This is a genomic window from Mesorhizobium yinganensis, from assembly GCF_040081985.1.
Taxonomy (GTDB): Bacteria; Pseudomonadota; Alphaproteobacteria; order Rhizobiales; family Rhizobiaceae; genus Kumtagia; species Kumtagia yinganensis.
Map to the genome: position 1 here is coordinate 599,821 of NZ_JBEBMH010000003.1, position 21,246 is coordinate 621,066.

At 63.2% G+C, this 21,246-nt stretch carries 18 protein-coding genes; 13 read left to right on the forward strand and 5 right to left on the reverse strand.

Going from position 1 to position 21,246, the window contains the following annotated elements:
• Positions 1-10 precede the first annotated feature (10 nt).
• Positions 11-982, forward strand: a complete 972-nt coding sequence (locus tag ABMA59_RS10000) for a hypothetical protein (protein WP_349005186.1) — start codon at positions 11-13, stop codon at positions 980-982.
• Between the two features lie 41 nt (positions 983-1,023).
• Here the strand turns inward: ABMA59_RS10000 and ABMA59_RS10005 are convergent, their stop codons facing one another.
• The 3 genes from ABMA59_RS10005 to ABMA59_RS10015 all read right to left on the reverse strand — a co-directional run bounded on the left by ABMA59_RS10005 (position 1,024) and on the right by ABMA59_RS10015 (position 3,123).
• Positions 1,024-1,473, reverse strand: coding sequence for a c-type cytochrome (locus tag ABMA59_RS10005; RefSeq protein WP_349005187.1), 450 nt, complete (start codon positions 1,471-1,473; stop codon positions 1,024-1,026).
• A 61-nt stretch (positions 1,474-1,534) separates the two neighbouring features.
• A complete protein-coding gene (locus ABMA59_RS10010; protein WP_349005188.1) occupies positions 1,535-2,062 on the reverse strand; it encodes a hypothetical protein in 528 nt (175 codons plus the stop codon).
• Positions 2,063-2,328: 266 nt separating this feature from the next.
• Positions 2,329-3,123 (reverse strand): lytic murein transglycosylase, encoded by a 795-nt coding sequence (locus ABMA59_RS10015; protein WP_349005189.1) that lies wholly within the window; start codon positions 3,121-3,123, stop codon positions 2,329-2,331.
• A 158-nt stretch (positions 3,124-3,281) separates the two neighbouring features.
• Between ABMA59_RS10015 and ABMA59_RS10020 the strand changes: the two genes are divergently transcribed.
• The 9 genes from ABMA59_RS10020 to ABMA59_RS10060 all read left to right on the forward strand — a co-directional run bounded on the left by ABMA59_RS10020 (position 3,282) and on the right by ABMA59_RS10060 (position 15,843).
• Positions 3,282-4,520, forward strand: coding sequence for a flavin monoamine oxidase family protein (locus ABMA59_RS10020; RefSeq protein WP_349005190.1), 1,239 nt, complete (start codon positions 3,282-3,284; stop codon positions 4,518-4,520).
• 67 nt (positions 4,521-4,587) lie between these two features.
• Complete coding sequence (locus ABMA59_RS10025; protein ID WP_349005191.1) at positions 4,588-5,673, forward strand: zinc-binding metallopeptidase family protein; 1,086 nt, start codon at positions 4,588-4,590, stop codon at positions 5,671-5,673.
• A 102-nt stretch (positions 5,674-5,775) separates the two neighbouring features.
• A complete protein-coding gene (locus ABMA59_RS10030; protein WP_349005192.1) occupies positions 5,776-6,432 on the forward strand; it encodes a DUF1236 domain-containing protein in 657 nt (218 codons plus the stop codon).
• 177 nt (positions 6,433-6,609) lie between these two features.
• Positions 6,610-8,382 (forward strand): GGDEF domain-containing protein, encoded by a 1,773-nt coding sequence (locus ABMA59_RS10035; protein ID WP_349005193.1) that lies wholly within the window; start codon positions 6,610-6,612, stop codon positions 8,380-8,382.
• A gap of 166 nt (positions 8,383-8,548) precedes the next feature.
• Entirely contained in the window at positions 8,549-11,221 is a 2,673-nt protein-coding gene (locus ABMA59_RS10040; protein ID WP_349005194.1) for a calcium-binding protein, read from the forward strand.
• A 123-nt stretch (positions 11,222-11,344) separates the two neighbouring features.
• Complete coding sequence (locus ABMA59_RS10045; protein WP_349005195.1) at positions 11,345-14,023, forward strand: FtsK/SpoIIIE family DNA translocase; 2,679 nt, start codon at positions 11,345-11,347, stop codon at positions 14,021-14,023.
• Between the two features lie 119 nt (positions 14,024-14,142).
• Entirely contained in the window at positions 14,143-14,823 is a 681-nt protein-coding gene (locus tag ABMA59_RS10050) for an outer-membrane lipoprotein carrier protein LolA (RefSeq protein ID WP_349005196.1), read from the forward strand.
• Positions 14,824-14,908: 85 nt separating this feature from the next.
• Positions 14,909-15,067 carry a DUF3309 family protein gene (locus ABMA59_RS10055; RefSeq protein WP_349005197.1) on the forward strand — a complete coding sequence of 53 codons (159 nt, stop codon included), beginning with the start codon at positions 14,909-14,911 and terminating at the stop codon, positions 15,065-15,067.
• Between the two features lie 137 nt (positions 15,068-15,204).
• Complete coding sequence (locus ABMA59_RS10060) at positions 15,205-15,843, forward strand: class I SAM-dependent DNA methyltransferase (RefSeq protein WP_349005198.1); 639 nt, start codon at positions 15,205-15,207, stop codon at positions 15,841-15,843.
• Between the two features lie 18 nt (positions 15,844-15,861).
• Here ABMA59_RS10060 and ABMA59_RS10065 read toward each other — a convergent pair whose 3' ends face one another.
• Complete coding sequence (locus tag ABMA59_RS10065) at positions 15,862-17,970, reverse strand: EAL domain-containing protein (protein WP_349005199.1); 2,109 nt, start codon at positions 17,968-17,970, stop codon at positions 15,862-15,864.
• 281 nt (positions 17,971-18,251) lie between these two features.
• Here ABMA59_RS10065 and ABMA59_RS10070 point away from each other — a divergent pair, with 281 nt between their 5' ends.
• Positions 18,252-18,842, forward strand: a complete 591-nt coding sequence (locus ABMA59_RS10070) for an MgtC/SapB family protein (protein ID WP_349005200.1) — start codon at positions 18,252-18,254, stop codon at positions 18,840-18,842.
• Between the two features lie 49 nt (positions 18,843-18,891).
• On the opposite strand, the gene ABMA59_RS10075 is transcribed toward ABMA59_RS10070, so the two are convergent.
• The gene (locus ABMA59_RS10075; protein ID WP_349005201.1) at positions 18,892-19,482 is read right to left on the reverse strand and encodes a hypothetical protein; all 591 of its coding nucleotides are present in this window, start codon (positions 19,480-19,482) and stop codon (positions 18,892-18,894) included.
• Positions 19,483-19,607: 125 nt separating this feature from the next.
• Here ABMA59_RS10075 and ABMA59_RS10080 point away from each other — a divergent pair, with 125 nt between their 5' ends.
• Positions 19,608-19,736 (forward strand): hypothetical protein, encoded by a 129-nt coding sequence (locus ABMA59_RS10080; RefSeq protein ID WP_349005232.1) that lies wholly within the window; start codon positions 19,608-19,610, stop codon positions 19,734-19,736.
• A 66-nt stretch (positions 19,737-19,802) separates the two neighbouring features.
• Positions 19,803-21,215 (forward strand): 3-isopropylmalate dehydratase large subunit, encoded by a 1,413-nt coding sequence (gene leuC, locus ABMA59_RS10085; protein WP_349005202.1) that lies wholly within the window; start codon positions 19,803-19,805, stop codon positions 21,213-21,215.
• The last annotated feature ends 31 nt before the right edge of the window (positions 21,216-21,246 follow it).

The window sequence follows — 21,246 nt, forward strand, 5'->3', positions numbered from 1 at the left end:
GAGGCAAGCGGTGCCACATCTCAGGATTTTCAACGATCGCGCGGGTTACGACGAGGACCGCTACACGCTGGTCATGTCGGTCAAGCGCAAGCCCACGATTTTTCATCTGGTCGCCGGTCCCGGCCTTGAAGTCAAGACGGACGAGAAGGACGGCAAATCGGTTGTCGAGGTCTCCTCCGAAGCGGGCGACGACGCGACCGTTCACAAGGACGGCCGCCTCACGGCTTGGGAAAAGGAGCAGACGATCCGCAAGATCACGCTCACAGCCAAGGAGGCCGGCAGCACGGTGCTGCGGGCGATCGGCGGAGGTGCCGACCAGATCAAGCCTTTGCCGATCACCGTGGTGTCGAACAACGAATGCAGGCAGGTCGGCAACGCGCTCGGCGAGATAACCAGCAAGTTACGCGAGGACGTCCAGAAACTGTCGCTGCGCGATGCGGTGATCGAGGTGGCGCGCGACCAGATGAACAGCGCCATATCGATCGGCCATTCCAAGAACGGATTCGGCGTCTACATGAAGAGCGAGACGCTGAACTGGTGCGGCGCCTTCGCCTACTGGTGCTGGGCTCAGGCCGCGTTCATCAAAGGGGAAAGCAATCCCTTCGCCAATGGCGGCGACGAGGTGCTGTGGTCGCCGCAGCGCGCCATCGAATGGGGGTACAAATCGAGCAGCCCCGTCAACATGTGGCGGGTCGACGCCAAGAACGAAGGCTACGATCCGACGAAGCTGGCGCGCGCCGATATCGTCCTGGTTCGGGCGAACACCAGCGAATGGAAGGGTGAGGACGAATCGAAGCGCCCCTCCGGCCCCTGGTACTGGAAGCATGTCTGCATGGTCTATTCGATCAGCGGCGATACGATCATGACCATGGATGGCAATCAGGGCTGGCCGCAAGCCATCAAGATCGTCCAGCGCAGCCTATCTGAGAAGGTCGACGGCGGGCCTTACAAACTGGCCTTCGTGCACCCCTTCATGGTGTAGCGAAAGACCCACAACCAACAGGCCGGCCGGCGGTACGAGGGTCAATTCTCGGGCGAGCGAAACGTCTCGTGGCAGCCGCTGCAGATTTTCCCGATCTGTTCAAAAGAAGCCGCGAGCGCTGTTCTGTCGCCGCGAGTCGCCGTCACAACAAAAGTCTCTGTCGCGCTGTGCAGCCGCTGCATTGCCTCCTGGAATGTCTCAGGCTTTTCCCATATCGCCGGCAAGGCTCTGCTGTGGTGATCGATACTGCCGGGCGGGAACAAGGTTGCGGTTCGGTGGCAATTTTCGTGGAGCGCGGCGGCGTGCTGAACGACAGCCTCCGCATCGAACGGCGCATTTCCAACGAGCATGTCTCCGATTGCCTTCAGCTCATTGCCCATGTTCTTCATCGCGGCCATGCGTTCGGCAACGATCCCCGTCGCTCCCTTGTGCGCCAGGGCCGCGCCCGCAACAATCACGGCTGCCAACGCTATGGCCGTTCGCTTGAACAATCGGATATTCCGTTCACGAGGGTGACCTGCCGCCGCGTCAAGACGGCAGGTCTTGCTTGGATTACTTCACCGGAATCATCAGGTGCGCATAGGGCGTGTCGGGGAACATGACATATGGCTGTGTCGGGTCCCATTCATGGGGATACAAGGCCATGATCTCCGGCGAATTCATGACCATTACGTGGGGACCGTCCTCAATCCATTTGGCCCCGGCCGGCGGCTCGGTTGCGAAGGGGTCGGTATTGCTGGCGCCACTGCCTCCCTTCAGCATATAGGCGAAAGCGACCTTGCCTTTCGGCGGCTCGCTCTTGGACATGATAGCGTGCATCCACGCCATTCCGTTCTCATCAGTGCACATTGGGTCGTCGGTGGGAGTAGCGGGGTCGTCCGGAATGCACGTGAAGCCGTTCGTGCCCTTTCTGAGCGACTTCATGTCCCAATTCACGACGGCAGCGTTTTTTCCCACAGTCTCCGGTGCTGCCGAAATCGCATTCTCGATGAGCTGTTCATCGCTCATATCGGCCGCAGGCGCGGCGTATGCCCAGGCGACGGCGGTAGCAGCTATAAATACACTTGAATAAATGCGCATTACCTCCTCCTTCGCGTCAGGTTTGCCGGCGCGTCGCAACGAACACAGCTCCCGCTCTTTCGGAGTTGGCCGTTTCCCTAAGGTCTAGAACGCGCCAAATATATCATACTCCTAATATTACGTTAGGTCATCCAGGCAAGTGACTCCGGTCCGGCTGGTGGCCTAAGCTTTTTTAACAGGGTGTAGCGCATAGCCGGTCATCGCTTGTCGACCGCAAAAGCGCGGTCGACCCCTTGTTGCCAAGTGCGGAGAGTAGGGGAACGCTATCAACCGCCGTCGATGGCGTCGGCCATGATGATAATGGCCTGCTGATAAACCGAAGCAGAATTCCACCCCGCGATGGCGCCGCGATTGGCGCTTGCCGGCCCGCCGCTGTAGCCGTGGGCGCGCAGGTAGTTCGCCGTCGAGGCGAGCGCGGTCGCCTTGTCCCTCAGGTTCCCGTTGCCGACGCCATACTTCAACGCGTTGCCTGGCAGGAATTGGGTGTGGCCCATCTCGCCATGCGCCGCGCCGACGGAATTCGAGCTCAGCACACCGCGATCGACCAGCTTCAGCGCGGCAATCGCATGCGGGGTGAAGAAGTCCGGACGGCGGCAGTCATAGGCTAGCGTCACGATCGCCGAGACCGTATTCTGGTTGCCCATTGCCGCGCCAAACCCGGTCTCCATGCCCCAGATGGCGAGAAGCGGACCTGCCGGGACGCCGTAGCGCTGTTCGATGGAAGCAAAGAGCGCGGCGTTCTGCTTCTTGAGCTGCCGGCCTTTCGAGATGATCGCCGCGCCGCCGCGTCGCTTCATGAAGGCTTCGACCGATCCGCTGAACGCCTTATGGATGGCGCGGTCGACCGAGATCGTCTTGGTGGCGTAGGAGGTCTTGGCCAGGGCCGCCAGCCCCTTCGACCCGACGCCGTTCGCCGCTGCCTCCTGCGCGAATTCCACCTTCCACGCCTCGAAGCCGCCGGCGTTCTTGCCGCACGAAGCGGCTTCGGCGCTCACGGCCGACACGCCGATCAAGGCCATGGCGGCGATAGCGAGGCTCAATCCCTTGGCAATCAATGCCATCCTCTTCTCCTGGTTGTCTGAAACTCGTTTTGCGGACATTGCCAGCGATTTGCCGTCCTGTCACCGCAGGTTGTGGCCGGAATCGGCCAAGCCGCTGGCCACCCTCGGGGAATTTCCCTACGATCAAGTATATAATGTGGCAAGAGGTGGAATAAGCCATGGAAGATGTGGACGTCGTGATCGTCGGCGCCGGTTCTTCCGGCCTGGCGGCGGCGAAAATTCTTCGCGCCGCCGGTTTGACCTTCAAGGTGTTCGAGGCGATGGGCCGCATCGGCGGCCGTGCCTACACCTCCGCTGAGCATTTCGGCATCCCATTCGACATCGGCTGCGCCTGGCTGCATGCCGCCGACCGCAATCCTTATTTCCCGGAAGCCCAGGTGGCGGGCTGGACGCTGCATTACCACGACATGAATGTCGACCATCTGTATTTCGGAAAGAAGAAGGCGTCAGAGGCCGACGAGGCCGACATGAAGCTTGCCGACCGGCAACTGGCGAGCCTGGTCGAGCAATGGGCGGGCACCGATGACCGGGTGTCGACGCTGCTCGCCTCCGGGCATGCGCCGCGCGCCGCCGCCACCTTCGCCGGCCCCATGGATTTCGGCAAGGATTTTGACGAGATCTCGATCGAGGATTTTCGCGCCGCCGCCGATCTCGATCCGAACTATTACAGTCTCGAGGGGTTTGGCGCGCTGGTGGCGCGCTTCGGCGAAGATGTTCCGGTCGAATTGTCGACGCCGGTGCGCAAGATTCTCTGGGACGTTCCGGGTGCCGCCTGCGTCACTGACCGGGGGACGATACGCGCCAGGGCGGTCATCGTCACGGCCTCGCCGGCGGTGCTCGCCTTCGACGAGATCGAGTTCCGTCCGGACCTGCCGCCGGCGCATCGCGAAGCCTTTTTCGATCTGCCGATGGGCATGCTGACCAAGCTGCCCATCGAGATCCGGGGCACGCGCCTTGGTTTGCAGCCTTTCGAGGACATGCTGATCGAGCGGCATGCCCGCCATGACATCTATTTCCTGTGCTTCCCTTTCGACACCGATCTGATGGTGGGTTTCGTCGGTGGCGACTTTGCCTGGGAGATGTCGGCTGCCGGCGAGGCGGCGGGAGTCGACTTCGTCACCGACCGGCTTTGCGGCATCTTCGGCAGCGATCTCAGGAAACATGTGGGCCGCGCCACCATGACCAATTGGGGCGGCGAACGCTTCGTGCGCGGCGCCTATGCAGCGGCCCGGCCGGGCAAATCCGCTGCCCGGGCGACGCTGATGCAGCCGGTGGGGGAACGCATCTTTTTTGCAGGCGAGCATCTTGCGGGGCCGCTGATCCAGACCTGCGGCGGGGCGCGGCTTTCCGGCGAGGCGGTGGCGCGCCAGGTCGTGGCGCAATTGACTGTGATGTGATGTGCCGGAACCATCGACGCCGCGTCGCGTTGAACGCCGCCCCAGCCTCGTCCGAAATGAACCTGCCATGAAGCTTTTCACTTGTCCGCAATGCGGCCAACGCCTGTATTTCGAGAACGCGCAATGCCTCGCTTGCGGTACCCCGGTGCTTTACAATCCAGAGCGCGCGGAATTCGAGATCGCGGGAGACGGCGGCGCCTTCCAGTGCGTCAACGCCACGGAATGCGACTGCAATTGGGTGGGACAGCCGGACCAGCCTTTCTGCCGCGCCTGCGCGCTCAACAAGATCATTCCCGACCTGTCGATCGACGGCAACCGGAGGCGCTGGACCCGTGTCGAGGCCGCTAAGAAGCGGGCTGTCTATACGCTGCTCGCCTTCGGCCTGCCGGTCGGGCCGAAACTCGATCCGGAGGACGAGATCGGACTTGCCTTCGACTTCCTGGCCGATCCCACGATCGGCGGCCCGGGCGGCGAGCGCATCCTCACGGGCCACGACAACGGGCTGATCACGCTCAACGTCGCGGAAGCCGATTCCGCCGAGCGCGAGAAGATGCGCGTCGAAATGCGGGAGCAATACCGCACTTTGCTCGGCCACTTCCGCCACGAACTCGGCCACTACTATTGGGACCGGCTGGTCCGCGACGATCCGGTGTGGCTCAATGCCTTCCGTGCCTTGTTCGGTGACGAGACTGCGGACTATGAGCAGGCGCTGCAGGCGCACTATGCCAATGGCGCGCCGCCCGATTGGCAGACGCGGCATATCTCCGCCTATGCCGCCAGCCATCCGTGGGAAGACTGGGCGGAGACCTGGGCGCATTATCTCCACATCAGCGACACGCTGGAAATGGTGCAGTCGCTCAACCTGCGTCTTGGCCAGTTGGAGACCGTCGACCAGCATGACCTCAGCAGTTCCGACACCGGCGGCGGAGCGGCGGCCGGCGGCGAGGCGCTGGGAACGGCAAGCTTCGACAAGGTGCTGGAGCGCTGGCTGGTGCTTTCGGAAGCGTCAAATTCCATAAACCGCTGCATGGGGCTGCCGGATCTCTACCCCTTCGTCATTTCGCCGCCGACCGCCGACAAGCTGCGCTTCGTGCATGAGCTGCTGGCCGGCAAGCGGCCCGTCGAAATGCAGACACCCGCCGCGGCGGCGTGATCCGGGTAACAAAACGTCATCGGACGCCGGCCGGCCGTCCGGAACCCCGAAACGGCGAACATCGTTGCAGCACCGAGGGAAGCTCAACGATGGAGAATCGTCATGAACAAGTTCACGATGCTTGCCGCGGCCGGTTCGCTGCTGGCGCTCGGCGGAACAGCGTTTGCCCAGACACCTGTACAGGCTACCACCGAACTCAACGTGCGCGCCGGTCCCGGCTCACAATATCCGGTCGTCGGCGTGCTCGCCGCCGGCCAGGACACCACTATCAAAGGATGTCTCGCTAACGGCAAATGGTGCTCGGTCGATGAAGGCTGGGTCTATTCCGACTATCTGAGCGGCGATTTCGGCGGCGGCAGGGTGGTGCTCAGCCAGCGGCCGGCCAATTCGAAAGTGGCAGTGGTCGAGCAGCCGGCAGACACCGGCTCGGCCGGCGCTGTCGTCGGCGGCACGACGGGCGCCGTGGGCGGTGCGATCGTCGGCGGGCCGGTGGGCGCGCTGATCGGCGGCGTTGCCGGCACGGCGATCGGCGGCACGCTGGGCGAGGTTGCCGAACCGCCCGCCAAGGTCCGCACCTACGTGACCGACAACCGCCTGGAGCCGGTTTATCTCGACGGTGAGGTGGTGGTCGGCGCCAAGGTTCCCGAGACGGTGCAGATCCGCGAAATCCCGGATTACAAATACCGTTACGTCAACGTCAACGGACAGGAAGTGCTGGTCGAGCCGGGCTCGCGCCAGATCGTCTACGTCATGCGTTGATCGCAGGTCCAACGCGCGGACGCGCCGGTTTGCAAACGCCCGGCGCGTTCCGGCTTCAAAGATATCCCCGTCATTTTACCGACCCTAGCGCGAAACGATTGCTTAACACAACGTAGACGTGTGATGCGTATTGCTCTTTTGCGCCGGCTATTTCGGCTGTAGCGGGGTCCGCCTCATATGCTCGACAGCAGACTACGCAGCTTTCGCGTCGGCCTCGCCCGAAGCCTGAGGTTGCGCGTGCTGCTGCTGGTGCTGGCGGCCTTCGTCGCGGTGGCGATCCCCGCGGCCCTCTCCTTCAACTGGCTGGTCAACTCCACCATCGTCAAGCTCGGCACGCTGTTTGCCGAAAAGCAGGTTCTCTACGACCGTTCGCGCGGCCTGGAAGCGCTGATGCGCGAGGTGGCGCTGGCGGAGACGCTGTCGCGTTCTCCCGCGATCCTAGCCTGGACGGCGGATGAGAACGACCCGGAAAAACGGGCGCGCGGGATCGCCGAGATGGAACATTTCCGCCTCGCGTTTCGCGACCGCAGCTATTTCCTCGCCATAGGCGGCTCGGGCAACTACTATTTCAACGACGCCAAAAACAGTTTCGCCGGCTCGCAGCTCCGCTATGCGCTCGAAGCCGACAATCCGCGCGACGGCTGGTACTACAAGACCGCGGCGCTGGGTGCGGGATGCCAGCTCAATGTCGACAATGACGACAATCTCAAGGTCACGAAGGTCTGGATCAACTGCGTCATCCGCGAGGACGGTCGAACGCTGGGCATCCTCGGCACCGGCATCGACCTCACCTCCTTCATCCAGGAAGTGGTGAACACCCATCAGGCCGGCGTCGACACCATGTTCGTCGACCGGTTTGGCGCCGTCCAGGCGGTGCGCGACGCCAGCAAGATCGATTTCCACAGCCTGACCAAGGAGGCCGGGAACAAGAAGACCGTGTTCCAGCTCGTCGACAGCGATGCCGACCGCGCGAGTCTTGCCGAGATGCTGCGCAACGTTTCCGAGAGGGACGGCAAGGTAGAGGCGCGTTTCGTCGAAGTCGGCGGCCACCGGATGCTGGTCGGCGTCGGCTATCTCGATCGGCTCGGCTGGTACAACGTCACCTTCATGGACGTCGACCAGATCATCGACCGGGGCCTTTTCGTGCCGATCGGCCTGCTGCTTGCGCTGGTCATGGTGGCCGCGGCGGGGCTGATCACGCTGCTGTTCAAGCGCGTCGTGCTCGACCGGCTGGAACGCGCCGAAGCAGCGCTGGCCGAGGTGGAGGCCGGCAACTTCACTGCCAAGGTCGACGATGGCGGCAAGGACGAGATCGGCCGGCTGGCCAATGCACTGACCCGCATGGCCGCGTCCGTTCGGGACAACACCGCGACCCTCGAAGCCGCGGTCGAGGAGCGGACGGAACAGTTGCGCCGCATCGCCTATCTCGACCCGATGACGGGTATCCTCAACCGCCGCGGTTTCGCCGAAGCGTTCGCGCCGAGAGCCGCGGAATGCGCCAAGCGCGGCGTACGGCTCGGCCTGCTGCTGCTCGACGTCGACCGGTTCAAGTCGATCAACGACGCTCGCGGCCACAGCATCGGCGACACGGTGATCCGCGAGGTCGCCCAAAGGTTGACGGTTGTCGTGCGCAAGCAGGATATCTGTGCGCGCTGGGGCGGCGACGAGTTCGTCGTGCTGGTTTCCGATTGCTCCGCCGACACGCTGGCCGATCTCTCGGCGCGTATCTTGGACACGTTGCGCGCACAGCCTGTGACAGTGCCCGATGGGACAAAACTGCGGATCACCACCAGCATCGGCGGGCATTTGCTTGGTAGCGAGGAAGACCTGGACGCCGCCGCCCACAAGGCCGACCTCGCGCTCTACGCGGCCAAGCGCGCAGGCCGCAACCGCACGGTGATGTATGACGCCGCGGCGCATGGCGCCGGGGGTGCGTCGCGGGTCGCTTAGCATGGCGCGGCGCGCTACCTGATCCGGCGGCCAACCAGCGCGTCGTGTCGACATCTTTGCGAAAATATCGACTATCGATACTCAACGCTACCTTTGTCGTATTCCCGCTACAGTTGTTGTTCTGATTGCCTGCTGCTAGGTTTAAGGCAGGCTTTGCGGGGGCGTCATGATTGTTGTCTCGGAAGACGAGCATACGTTCTCGCTGGATCTCAGCGGCGGTCAACTGACGGCCACGTTGGTTTATGACCCGAGTTCGGGAGATACGGACACCGATCTCACGATATCGATCGGCAGCGGCTCTACGTCCATTCACAGATTCGGGGCGCCCGCCCAGTTGAAGTTCGTTCAGACGCTTGCGCCGGGCGAAACTAAACCAGTCACATATGAAATAGACGACCAATATATCGGTGCTTTTTACAGCGATCAGTTCAACGTCGTGAACCTCGATACGGCGACCGTTTTTGTCGGGACGGGGGCCAACGATGTGGTTTTCGGGTCGTCCGGCGACGATGTTTTCCACGCCGGAGGCGGCACGAACGCCTTCGATGCCGGAGAAGGAAACGACACCTTTGTCAGCGGCGGGCTCGGACAGAACCGTATATATGGCCGGCTCGGCACGGATACCGTCGATTACAGCGGAATAAACTTCGGCAAGTCCTCGGGCATGTCCGTATCCCTCGCCACGGGAAGGGGCGAAGGCAGGTTTTTCGACGGCATCGACGACAGATACGCTTCGATCGAAAATGTCATCGGTACGAATTTCAACGACGTCCTGCAGGGCAGCGCCGATGCCAATGAATTGAGCGGAAACGACGGCAACGACCTCATTCGCGGCTTTAACGGCGAGGATGTTTTGCGCGGTGGCGCGGGCGACGACATGCTGGACGGCGGCGCGGATGCGGATGTTCTCGAGGGCGGCGCGGGCAGGGACGAACTTCGCGGCGAAGACGGAAATGACACACTGAACGGTGGCGCAGGCGCCGACTCGATCTGGGGTCTCGGTGGTGACGACGTCATTCTGATCTTGCCGGGAGACGATGCCGTCGGCGAGATTTATGACGGCGGGGAAGCCGGGACCGACACGCTGAGAGTGGTCGGCGTGGCCAAACTGACCGACGACATCATACAAAACATCGAAGAATTGGAACTGGCTGCCGGTGGCGAGGCAACCATCGGAATAGACCAACTCGGCTTGTTCCTCGACATCAGCACCGATGCAGCGAAAGACGCCACGAAGCTGACCGTCGTCATGGGTGCAACGTCGTATTTCGATTTTCGCACGATCACGGCCGATATTGATGCGGACATCGATTTCGTCATTCGGGGCGATGCCGCCGCCGAGACGATCGTCGGGACGGTGCATGGCGACGATATCGTCGGCGATGCCGGCATGGACCTGCTGTCGGGCTGGGATGGCGACGATTCGTTGTACGGGGGCACCGACAATGACGTGCTCACCGGTGGCCTGGGGGCCGACTATCTGAGCGGTGGCCTCGGCATTGACACCGCCGACTACTCGGCAGCGGCGACCGGCGTGACGCTGAGCCTCGCCAATATCGGCGCGGGCGCCGGCGAAGCGGCCGGTGATACGTTCAATTCGGTCGAGAACGTCATTGGTTCGCAATTCGGCGATTCGATCGAAGGATCGAATGCCATCAACAGCCTCTTCGGCGGCGGCGGAAACGACAAGCTCGGCGGCGGCGGCGGCGATGACATCCTGACTGGCGGCATCGGCGCGGACGCGCTTGTCGGTGGCGCCGGCATCGACACCGCCTCCTATGCGGCGGCCGCGGCAGGGATAACGGCGAGCCTGGCGAACGCGTCAGCCAACAAGGGCGATGCGGCAGGGGATACCTACACGTCGGTCGAGAATCTCGAAGGGACGGGTTTTGCCGACCAACTCACCGGCGATGCCGGCGACAATCTGCTCAAGGGCAATGCCGGCAACGACCGGTTGGATGGTGGTTTGGGCACGGACCGGCTCGAGGGCGGCGCGGGCGACGATATCTTTCTGGTGAGCGACGCTTCCGATGTCGTCGTGGAGGTGGCCGGCCAAGGTGCCGATCGGGTGATGGCGCGCGTCAGCTATGTGCTAGGCTCGGACAGCAATATCGAACTGCTGACTACCAACGGCGCCACGGGCACCGGCGCCATCAATCTCACCGGGAACGCGCAGCATCAGGAGATTATCGGCAATGCAGGCGCGAATGTGCTGAGCGACGGCAAGGGTGGCGCCGACGTCATGTACGGTCTTGGTGGCAATGACATTTTTGCCGTGTACGATGCGCTGGACGTCATCGTCGAGCGCATCGGCGAAGGCAGCCTGGATCGCGTGAGCGCCGCCGTCAGCTACACGCTTGGAAAAGGGGTCTATGTCGAGCAACTGACTACCACCTCGTCAGGTGGCATCAGCAAGATCGACCTGACCGGCAATGAGTTCGTCCAGGCAGTCATCGGCAACGCGGGCGCAAACCGCATCGACGGCAAGGGCGGCAGCGACACGCTGACGGGGTCGGGCGGGGCCGACACTTTTGTGTTCTCGACCAAGCTAGGGGCCGCCAACGTCGACAGGATCACCGATTTCAGCGCGTCGGAGGATACTGTCGCACTGGAGAATACCGTCTTCAACACCTTGACAGTGCCGGGCGGGCTGGCTGCGTCGGCGTTCCGCGCAAACGCCTCCGGACTTGCCGAGGACGCCAGCGACCGCATCATCTATGAGATCGACACGGGCAAACTCTGGTACGACGAGGACGGAACCGACGCTGAAGCTGCGATACATTTCGCTACGCTCAAGCCTGGTCTCACGCTGACCGCCGCCGATTTCGTGGTGATCTGACCGCTACGCGATCGGCATGGTTAAAGGCGCTTTAACCCTCCCCGCCTAGTCTCACGGTCGATTCTGCCGGCATCGCGTTCCGCGCCTGCCGGCCGCAAGGAAAACGACCGCGAGGATTTTTGCATGCGTTCTGGGGCTGCCGCGCCGCTCGCGCTTTCCGATACCGGCACCGGCATCGGCGCTTTCCTGCGCCGCCAGGTCGGCCGGCTGATCGGCATCGGCATCTTTGCCGGCATCGCCTTCGCGCTTGCCAGCCTGGGCACCTGGAACGTCGCCGACCCCAGCCTCAGCCACGCGACCGATAACCCGATCACCAACGCCATGGGATATGCGGGTGCGGCCTTCTCCGACCTTGCCATGCAGTTCTATGGGCTGTCGGCGGTGGCAGCACTGGCGCCCGCCGTCGTCTGGGCCATCCTCTTCCTCACCGCGCATGGCATCGACCGGAAACTCAAGCGCGCGGCAGCCTGGTTCGGAGCGTCGTTGCTGTTTGCCGGCGTCGCCGGCTGTGTCGTGCCCCCCGACACCTGGCCGCTGCCGTCCGGCCTTGGCGGCGTGTTCGGCGACATCGTGCTGAAGATTCCGGCGCTGATCATCGGCCACTATCCCAGCGGCCTGGTCGCCATGGGGCTGGCCGGCGCGCTGGCCTTGCCGGGGCTCGGCCTTGCTGCGTTCGGCTGCGGCCTGCTGTTCCGCCGGGCGATGCCGGCCGAGACCGAGCAGCGGCAGCGCGAGGAACCGCAACTGGACGACGCCAATTTCGAGGACGAGGACGAAAACGAAGGCATGTTGGCGCTCGGCGCGATTGCCCATTGGTGGCTGTCGGCACGCGCCTTCGTGCGTCGCCGGCTGGCCAGCCGCCAGACCCGTAAGGACGACGACGACTACGATATGCCGCCGGCGCCGTCGCGTGGATGGCGCGAGGCAGCGGAGCGCGTCGAATTCGCCGAGCGGGCCGAAGCCCGCGTCAGCCCGGCGGGGCGGGCCCGCGTCGAGCCGGAATTCTTCGCGGCGATGGTCGCCGCCGACAGCCGCGTCCCGCATGCGCAGCCGGCGGGCGATGACGAATTCGACGAGGAGGAAGAGGAACTCGAGCCCGCCCGCCCGGCGGCGCGGGTCCAGCCGACGCATGTTCAGCAATACCGGTCGAATCCATCCGGCGCACCGGTCGCGCCCACCATGCCGAGCCGCGTCGAAGCGCCTGCCCCACGCCCCGCGCCCGGCGCCCGCGTCCAGCGCGAGGCGCAGACCTCGATGATCGGCGCGGACACGTTCGAGATGCCCTCGCTCTTCTTCCTCTCCGAACCGAAAAGCGTGGCGCGCGACCCGACCCTTTCCAAGGACGCGCTGGAGCAGAACGCCCGCATGCTGGAAGGCGTGCTGGAGGATTTCGGCGTCAAGGGCGAGATTATCCATGTCCGCCCCGGCCCGGTCGTGACCCTCTACGAACTGGAGCCGGCGCCCGGCATCAAATCCTCCCGCGTCATCGGTCTTGCCGACGACATCGCCCGCTCGATGAGCGCCATAGCCTGCCGCGTCGCCGTGGTTCCCGGCCGCAACGCCATCGGCATCGAACTGCCCAACGCCAAGCGCGAGACCGTCTATCTGCGCGAGTTGCTGGCCAGCAAGGATTTCGAGACCAGCAAGGCCAAGCTGGCGCTGGCGCTGGGCAAGACCATCAATGGCGAGGCCGTCATAACCGATATCGCCAAGATGCCGCACGTGCTGGTGGCCGGCACCACCGGTTCCGGCAAGTCGGTGGCGATCAACACCATGGTGCTCTCGCTGCTCTACCGGCTGAAGCCGGAACAGTGCCGGCTGATCATGATCGATCCCAAGATGGTCGAACTCTCCGTCTATTCGGGCATCCCGCATCTGCTGACTCCGGTCGTCACCGATCCGAAGAAGGCGGTGGTGGCGCTGAAATGGACGGTGCGGGAGATGGAGGACCGCTACCGCAAGATGGCCAAGGTCGGCGTGCGCAACATCGACGGCTTCAACGCCCGCGTCGCCCAGTCGATGGAAAAGGGCGAGAAGATTTCGCGCACCGTGCAGACCGGTTTCGACCGCGAGACCGGCGAGGCGATCTACGAGACGGAAGAGTTGGATCTGGCGCCGCTGCCCTTCATCGTCGTCATCATCGACGAGGTGGCCGACCTGATGATGGTGGCCGGCAAGGACATCGAAGGTGCGGTGCAGCGGCTCGGCCAGATGGCCCGCGCCGCTGGCATCCACGTCATCATGGCGACGCAACGCCCGTCGGTCGACGTCATCACCGGCACAATCAAGGCCAACTTCCCGACCCGCATCTCGTTCCAGGTGACGTCCAAGATCGACAGCCGCACCATTTTGGGCGAGCAGGGTGCCGAACAACTGCTCGGCATGGGCGACATGCTCTACATGGCCGGCGGCGGCCGCATCCAGCGCGTCCACGGTCCCTTCGTCTCCGACGACGAGGTGGAGAAGGTGGTCAATCATCTGAAGCTGCAGGGCGTGCCGGAATATCTCGACGCTATCACCGAGGATGACGACGAGGACGGCGACGACGATGCGCCGCGCGGCGGCTCGGGCGGCGGGGGCGGCGGCAATTTCGAGGATTCGGACGATCCCTACGACCAGGCGGTGGCGATCGTGCTGCGCGACGGAAAAGCCTCGACCAGCTACATCCAGCGGCGTCTCGGCATCGGCTACAACCGCGCCGCCTCGATCATCGAGAAGATGGAAAAGGAAGGCATCGTCGGTCCCGCCAATCATGCCGGAAAACGCGAGATCCTGGTGCCGACGGAAGAGGACAAGATGTGACGGTTCGGCAGGGCCGCGGGTCCCGCGAATGTGAGGGGGCGGCCCTTGCCTCCGTCAAACTAAAGCCCAACTACGTTCATAGCTGAATTCAGACGCGAATCGGATATTGGGTTAGAAGGATGACGAACATGCCCGCTGACATCGGTCTTGGGGCGCGGACGCGCCGTGGTGTGATCGGCATGGCGCTCGGCCTCGCAACCTTGGCCGGCCTCTCTTTGCTCCCCGGCATGACGGCGCCCGCAGCCGCCGAAGCCTCCGCGACGGCGCAGAAGATCGCCGACCATTTCGCTTCGATCCGTTCGATGAGCGGCGAGTTTGTTCAGTTCGACGCACGCGGACGCCAGACCGGCGGTAAATTCTACATCCAGCGTCCGGGAAAGATCCGCTTCAACTACGACGGCAGTTCCGGCTTCAAGGTGATCTCCGACGGCGATTCGGTCGTGCTGGAGAACCCGAAGATGAAGACGATGGATCTTTATCCGCTGTCGAAGACACCGCTGAAGCTGCTGCTCGACGACCGCATCGATCTCTCGGGCAACAAGGTGCGCAGCGTCAAGGAAGAGTCGGACCAGACGGTCATCCAGCTTGTCGACAAATCGTCCTTTGGCAATTCCACGATCACCATGACGTTCGACGCTGCGAACTACCAGCTCAAGGAGTGGACGATCACCGACGCACAGGGCAAGAAAACGACGGTGATGATCTTCAACACCCAGCAGGACGTGAAGATCGACCCGAGCCTGTTCACCATCGACTACAAGAAGAACCTCGAGCTCAACAGCAAGAAGTCGAACCGGTAGGTTTTGCCGGGCGCCTGCCGCGCGGAACCTTGAGGTTCGTCCGCGCATTGTCCTGCCATTCGGCTAACCAACCCGGAGGGCTGCAATGACGCTGACGACCATCCTCATCATCATCCTGATCCTCATCCTCATCGGCGCCGTGCCGGCCTGGCCGCATTCGCGCGCCTGGGGTTATGGACCTTCCGGTATCGTCGGCGTGGTGCTGATCGTGCTGCTCATCCTGCTTTTGATGGGACGCATCTGACCGTTCGCCCGGCCGGCGCATTCCGTGAGGCATGCGCCGGCCGGAGCGCCTTCCCTTATCGCGTCGCCCTCGCTGTCGCGCTTGCCGTCTCGGTCGCATCCTGCCACCTTTCGCGCGTATTGATCGGGAGCGGGCGGATGAGCACTACGGACAAGGCGGCGGCGGCGCTGGAATCGGTCTACACGGCCGGCACGCCCGAGGCGCTCGCGCAAGCCTATGCCGCATGGGCCGCAACCTATGACGGCGAGACCGCGGCGCTGGGCTACCTGCTGCCCTTCCTCATCCCGGCCTGGGTGACGCGCTATGTGCCGATCGGCGATGGGCCGCTGCTCGATGCCGGCTGCGGCACCGGGCTTTCCGGTCCCCAGCTCAAGGCGCTCGGGTATCGCGACCTGGCCGGTCTCGACCTGTCGCCGGACATGCTGAGGATCGCCGGTTCCCGCGGCAGCTACGACGATCTGCGCGAGGCAGCGCTTGGCGGTCCCCTACCCTGGCCGGACGGCCATTTCCGCGCCTTCTTCTCCACGGGCGTGTTCACCATGGGGCATGCGCCGGCAACCGGACTGCACGAACTCGTCCGCATCACGAAAAAGGGTGGCCACGCGGTCTTCACCGTCCGCGACCAGGTGTTCGAGAAGGGCGGTTTTCGCGCCGTGTTCGACGAACTGGAACAGGGCGGCAAATGGCGGCCGGTCGAGGAAAGTCCGTGGTTCCGCTGCTATGCGATTGCCGAACCCGATGCGGTGGTCAAGGCCTTCGTGTTCGAGGTGATCTGATCCTTATGAGGGCCAGTGTCAGCCCGCTCCGACAAGACTGTGCCTCGCGCCCGGTGCCGCGCGACCTGCCACAAGTTGTTCCAGCGGCTCAGGCTTGTGCAACAGAAAGCCTTGGCCGTACTGAACGCCCATCTTGACGAGCAGCCTCAGCGTTTCCGGCTTCTCGATCTTCTCCGCAACGACCTTGTATCCAAGACTCCTGGCGATGCCGGCGATGGCGCCGACGATCTCGCGGTCGAACCTGCTGGTGGCCATGTGCTCGACGAACGACCCGTTTATCTTGATGGTATCGACGGGGAAGCGCCGCAGATATTCGAACGAGCTGAGCCCGGAGCCGAAATCGTCGAGGCTTACCTTGCAGCGGCGTTCGCGCGCGCTGTGCACGAAAAGTTCCGCGGCCTCGAAGCTGGTCACGGCAGCGGTTTCCGTGATCTCAAAGACGATGTTGGCAGGCGGCGCGCCGACCTCGGCGATGACGCTGTCGACGAAGGGCCACAATTGCGGATCGCTGATCGTCTGCGCCGACAGATTGAAGGCGAGCGTAAGGTCGCCCGACGCCATGGCGCGGCTGTATTTCGTCAGCGCTGTCCTGATGATCCAACGGTCGAGCTTGGACGCAACTCCGAACCGCTCGGCGGCCGGGATGAATTCAGAGGGCATATGCAGGATGCCGTCGCGGCCAACCACCCGGGAAAGCACTTCCACCGTGCTGGATCGACGCCACGGCTCTCCCAGCAGGTGGATTTCCTGACCGTAAAGCTCGAGCCGCCCCTCATCCAGCGCATCCATGGTGTCGGCGGCTATGCGCGCCGCGTTCAATCCGGCCGTGGCATTGTGTGAATCGGACGAAAACATGGAAAAGCGGTTTCGGCCGGAGGCCTTGGCCGCGTAGCAGGCATCGTCCGCGCAAGCCAGGGCGTCAGCGGCCGTGGCGACGTTTTCGCGGACGACGAAGATGCCGATGCTGGCCGACAATCGCCGAGACCCCGCGCTTGGGCCGAGATCGGCGTCGCGTGTCGCGGCAAGTATGTCGAGCGCCAGGCGCTCCACCTCTGGATTGTCTCGATAGGGCACCAGAAGCGCGAACTCGTCGCCGCCCAGACGGGCGGCAAAGCTTGCGGGCGGCAGGCATCTCTTGATTCCGGCCGCGATCCTTTGCAATGCCGTATCGCCGGCGGCATGGCCGGCGAAATCGTTCAATGCCTTGAAGTAGTCGAGGTCGACGTAGAAAACCGCGAGCGGCCGTTTGCCGGCCGACAAAATCTGTTCCGACAGCAGCTTGTCGAAGGCGATGCGGTTCAGCAGGCCGGTCAGCGAATCGTGACGGGCAGCGTAAGCCAGTTCCTCCTCCCGGATCTGGTCTTCCGTGATGTCCCTGACGGTGCCGAGAATCTGACCCTGCGAACTGACACTATCGACGAACCGCAACAGGGTCTCGAGATGGCGGATCTCTCCATCGCGCCGCACGATCCGGTAGCGAACCGCCGTGACCTCCTGCGAGCCCGGCGCCGGCTGATGTTCGCGCTCGGCCCGTTCCTTGTCCTCGGGATGCAGATAGCTGTGCCACAGGTCGCTCGATATTTCGTCGCTGTCGCTTTCAAATCCGAATATCTGCCTCGTCCTCGCGTCCCAGAAACTCTTCCTGGTCGCTATGTCGTAGTGCCATACGCCCGTTCCGCTGGCCGCCAGCGCCAGCCTGAAGCGGATATTGACCTGTCCGAGCTGATACTCCGCCTCTTTCTGCCTGCTTATGTCGGTCTGCACGCCGACCATGCGAACCGGCCTGCCCGTCTTGTCGCGCTCGATGACGCCGCCCCGGTCGAGGACCCAGACCCAATGGCCGTCCTTGTGCCTGAGGCGCAGTTCCGTCTCTATGATGTCGGTCAGGCCCGCCAGATGCCGGTCGCCGCTGGACACTGCCTGCTCACGGTCGTCGGGATGCGTCAGTTGCAGCCACAGATCGGCGGAATCCGGCAATTCGTGCTGCTCGTAACCCAGCATCCTGGCCCAGGTCGAAGAATAGAAGCAGTGGCCGCTCTGCAAATCCCAGTCCCACAGGCCAAGCTGCGCGCGGTCTAGCGCGCGCTCCCAGAACTCCTTTTGGAGATCGTCCTTGCCTGAAGGCATGTGTTCCTGCCCGTACTCATCGAAAGCTCTACTATATGCGGCAGGAGCCGACAAGAATCAGTTAAGCATTGACCTAGGGTAAGCGAGATATGCTGCATGCGGTGCCGACAGGCGCCAGTATTTTCCAGGTTTCGGCTTCGGAACAGTGACCTATTCTGCCGATCGCAGGCGCGGTCGCGCCGGTCGGATGTAACCTGAACCGGCAAATTCCCGTCACCCCTCTTTCGCCTTGGAACCTCGCCGATATGACCGCGTTAGCGGCCAACATTTGAAGGAGTTCCATGGAACAGCTCATCGAGGAATTCGGCCATCCAACCTATACGCCCTTTCCGGTCATCGCCGCGCGGCTGCTGCTGGCGGCGATCTTCGGCGCGGCCATCGGCTTCGAGCGCGAATGGCGCAACCGCCCGGCAGGGTTGCGCACCCACGTCCTCGTCTGCGTGGCGTCCGCGACCTTCGCCATCCTGACCATCGAGATCATCCACGCCCCGATGTTCACCACCGATGCGTTGAAGGATGCGGTGAAGGTCGACCCGATCCGCGTCGTCGAGGCCGTAACGGCCGGCGTCGCATTCCTCGCCGCCGGCGTGGTCATCTTTACCCGCGGACAGGTGCATGGGCTGACGACCGGCGCCGGCATGTGGCTGGCCGGCGCCATCGGTGTCGCCTGCGGCCTCGGCCTCTGGCAGATCGCGCTGTTCTCGACGCTGCTGGCCCTGGTGGTGCTGGTGCTGCTCTATGCCTTCGAAAGCAGCATGGACATGAACCAGGGCGAGGATTTCGAGCTGCCGGAGGAGGAGCGTCAGTCCGCGAAGCGCGCGATCAAGCCGAAAGAGGACGATCCGTCGAAGATGAAGCCCGCCAAACGGTGAGACTCGCCGGTCTGGATGACCGCTCAACGGCTCAAGATGAACTTGCTCCTCAGGGATGCGCCTTTTTCCAGTAGTCCGGATCGGCGGCTTTTTCCGCCAGCCAATCCGCATATTTCCCTCTTCCGTACGATCCGTCCCCAAATTCAAATCCCAACCCATTCGCGCATTTGATCATGGCGGCCATCAGAAACCATCCGGCGCGCCATGGCGTTAGGTCCGAGCGGAATGTCAGGCTCAGGACATAGTCACCGTCACCGAAGTCGGGATTGGCGACACCCAACTCTCTCAGGTCTGCATTAAGGTCTCTCGGCACGAAGTCTTGCATCCCGGTTGGTCGCGCCATGAAATGCTGCGTTCCATCCGGAAGTGTTTCCTGTTGTTTCAAGAGTTCGGGGTTGAGGGTAAACGCATAGGGAGAATCGGGACCCAGGCGCGTGACACCGCCTTCAAGCTCAACCGCCTTGTCTTCAAATGTAACAGTGAATCCGCCGATGGTTGGCGCTTCGGTCAATGGCTTGTCCATCGCAGCAGGCACGCCGGCGATCGCTATTGGATAGTGCAACTCGCCAATGCACCGGTTGATGGCCGCGGGCGTTGGCCAATCCGACGCATGAACCGCGACATAGTAGTCAACGCCCATTTTAATAGCCCTCAAGATGGCACGACTTTATGTCATCTCTCGGGAACCGTCGCAACGATGCCGAACCGCACCGCTGCGGGCATTTGGCGAATGAGCGACAATTGCCGCCGCGTCAAAAGATTGGTATGAGCGGCGCGATGGAAGAGCTTTTCGGAGATCCGAGCTACAAGGGCTTCGTGCTGCAGGATAAGAAGCGCCTGCCCGCGCGGTTCTTTGCGCGTATCTCGGGCGCGCTGCTTTCCCGATTTCGCTGAAGCCGACGGGCTTCCGGCTGTCGCCGGATTTTTCCTCCTTCTCATTCCTATCGACGGATAACGGCCATGAGCGCACCGCGCACCCTCTACGACAAGATTTTCGACGATCACGTTGTCGACCGCCAGGACGACGGCACCTGCCTTCTCTACATCGACCGCCACCTCGTGCATGAGGTGACCAGCCCGCAGGCCTTCGAGGGCTTGCGCATGACGGGGCGCACGGTGCGCCATCCCGAAAAGACGCTGGCCGTCGTCGACCACAACGTGCCGACCTCCGCCGACCGCAAGCTCGGCATCAACCGCAACGAGGAAAGCCGCATCCAGATCGCTGCTCTGGCGACCAACGCCAAGGATTTCGGCGTCGAATATTATTCGGAGAACGACGTCCGCCAGGGCATCGTCCACATCATCGGCCCGGAGCAGGGCTTTACGCTTCCCGGCATGACCATCGTCTGCGGCGACAGCCACACCTCGACGCATGGCGCGTTCGGCGCGCTGGCGCACGGCATCGGCACGTCGGAGGTCGAGCATGTGCTGGCCACCCAGACGCTGATCCAGCGCAAAGCAAAGAACATGCTGGTGCGCGTCGACGGGAAATTGCCGGAGGGCGTGACCGCCAAGGACATCATCCTTGCCATCATCGGCGAGATCGGCACGGCGGGCGGCACGGGATACGTCATCGAATATGCCGGCGAGGCGATCCGCGCGCTGTCGATGGAAGGCCGCATGACCATCTGCAACATGTCGATCGAGGGCGGTGCCCGGGCGGGCCTGATCGCGCCGGACGAGACGACTTTCGCCTACGTCAAGGACAAGCCGCGTGCGCCGAAGGGCGAGGCCTGGGACATGGCGCTGGACTACTGGAAGACGTTGAAGACCGACGAAGGCGCGCATTTTGACAAGGTCATCGTGCTCGATGCGGCCAAGCTGCCGCCGATCGTAACCTGGGGTTCGTCGCCCGAGGACGTCGTCTCGGTCAACGGCATCGTGCCGGACCCGGCGTCGATCGAGGACGAGAACAAACGCACCTCCAAGCAGCGCGCGCTCGATTATATGGGGCTGACGCCCGGAACGAAAATGACCGACGTCAAGCTCGACCGGGTCTTCATCGGCTCCTGCACCAACGGCCGCATCGAGGATCTGCGCGCCGTGGCGAAGGTGGTCGACGGCAAGAAGGTCGCCTCGACCGTCGATGCCATGATCGTGCCGGGCTCCGGCCTTGTGAAGGAGCAGGCGGAAGCCGAGGGGCTCGACAAGATCTTCATCGAGGCGGGTTTCGACTGGCGCGAGCCGGGCTGCTCCATGTGCCTCGCCATGAACGACGACCGGCTGAAGCCGCATGAGCGCTGCGCCTCGACCTCGAACCGCAATTTCGAGGGCCGTCAGGGTTTCAAGGGGCGCACCCATCTGGTGTCCCCGGCAATGGCGGCGGCGGCCGCGATCGCCGGGCATTTCGTCGACATCCGCGACTGGAACTGACGGCCAAGGCGGGACGCCCAGCGTTCCGTCT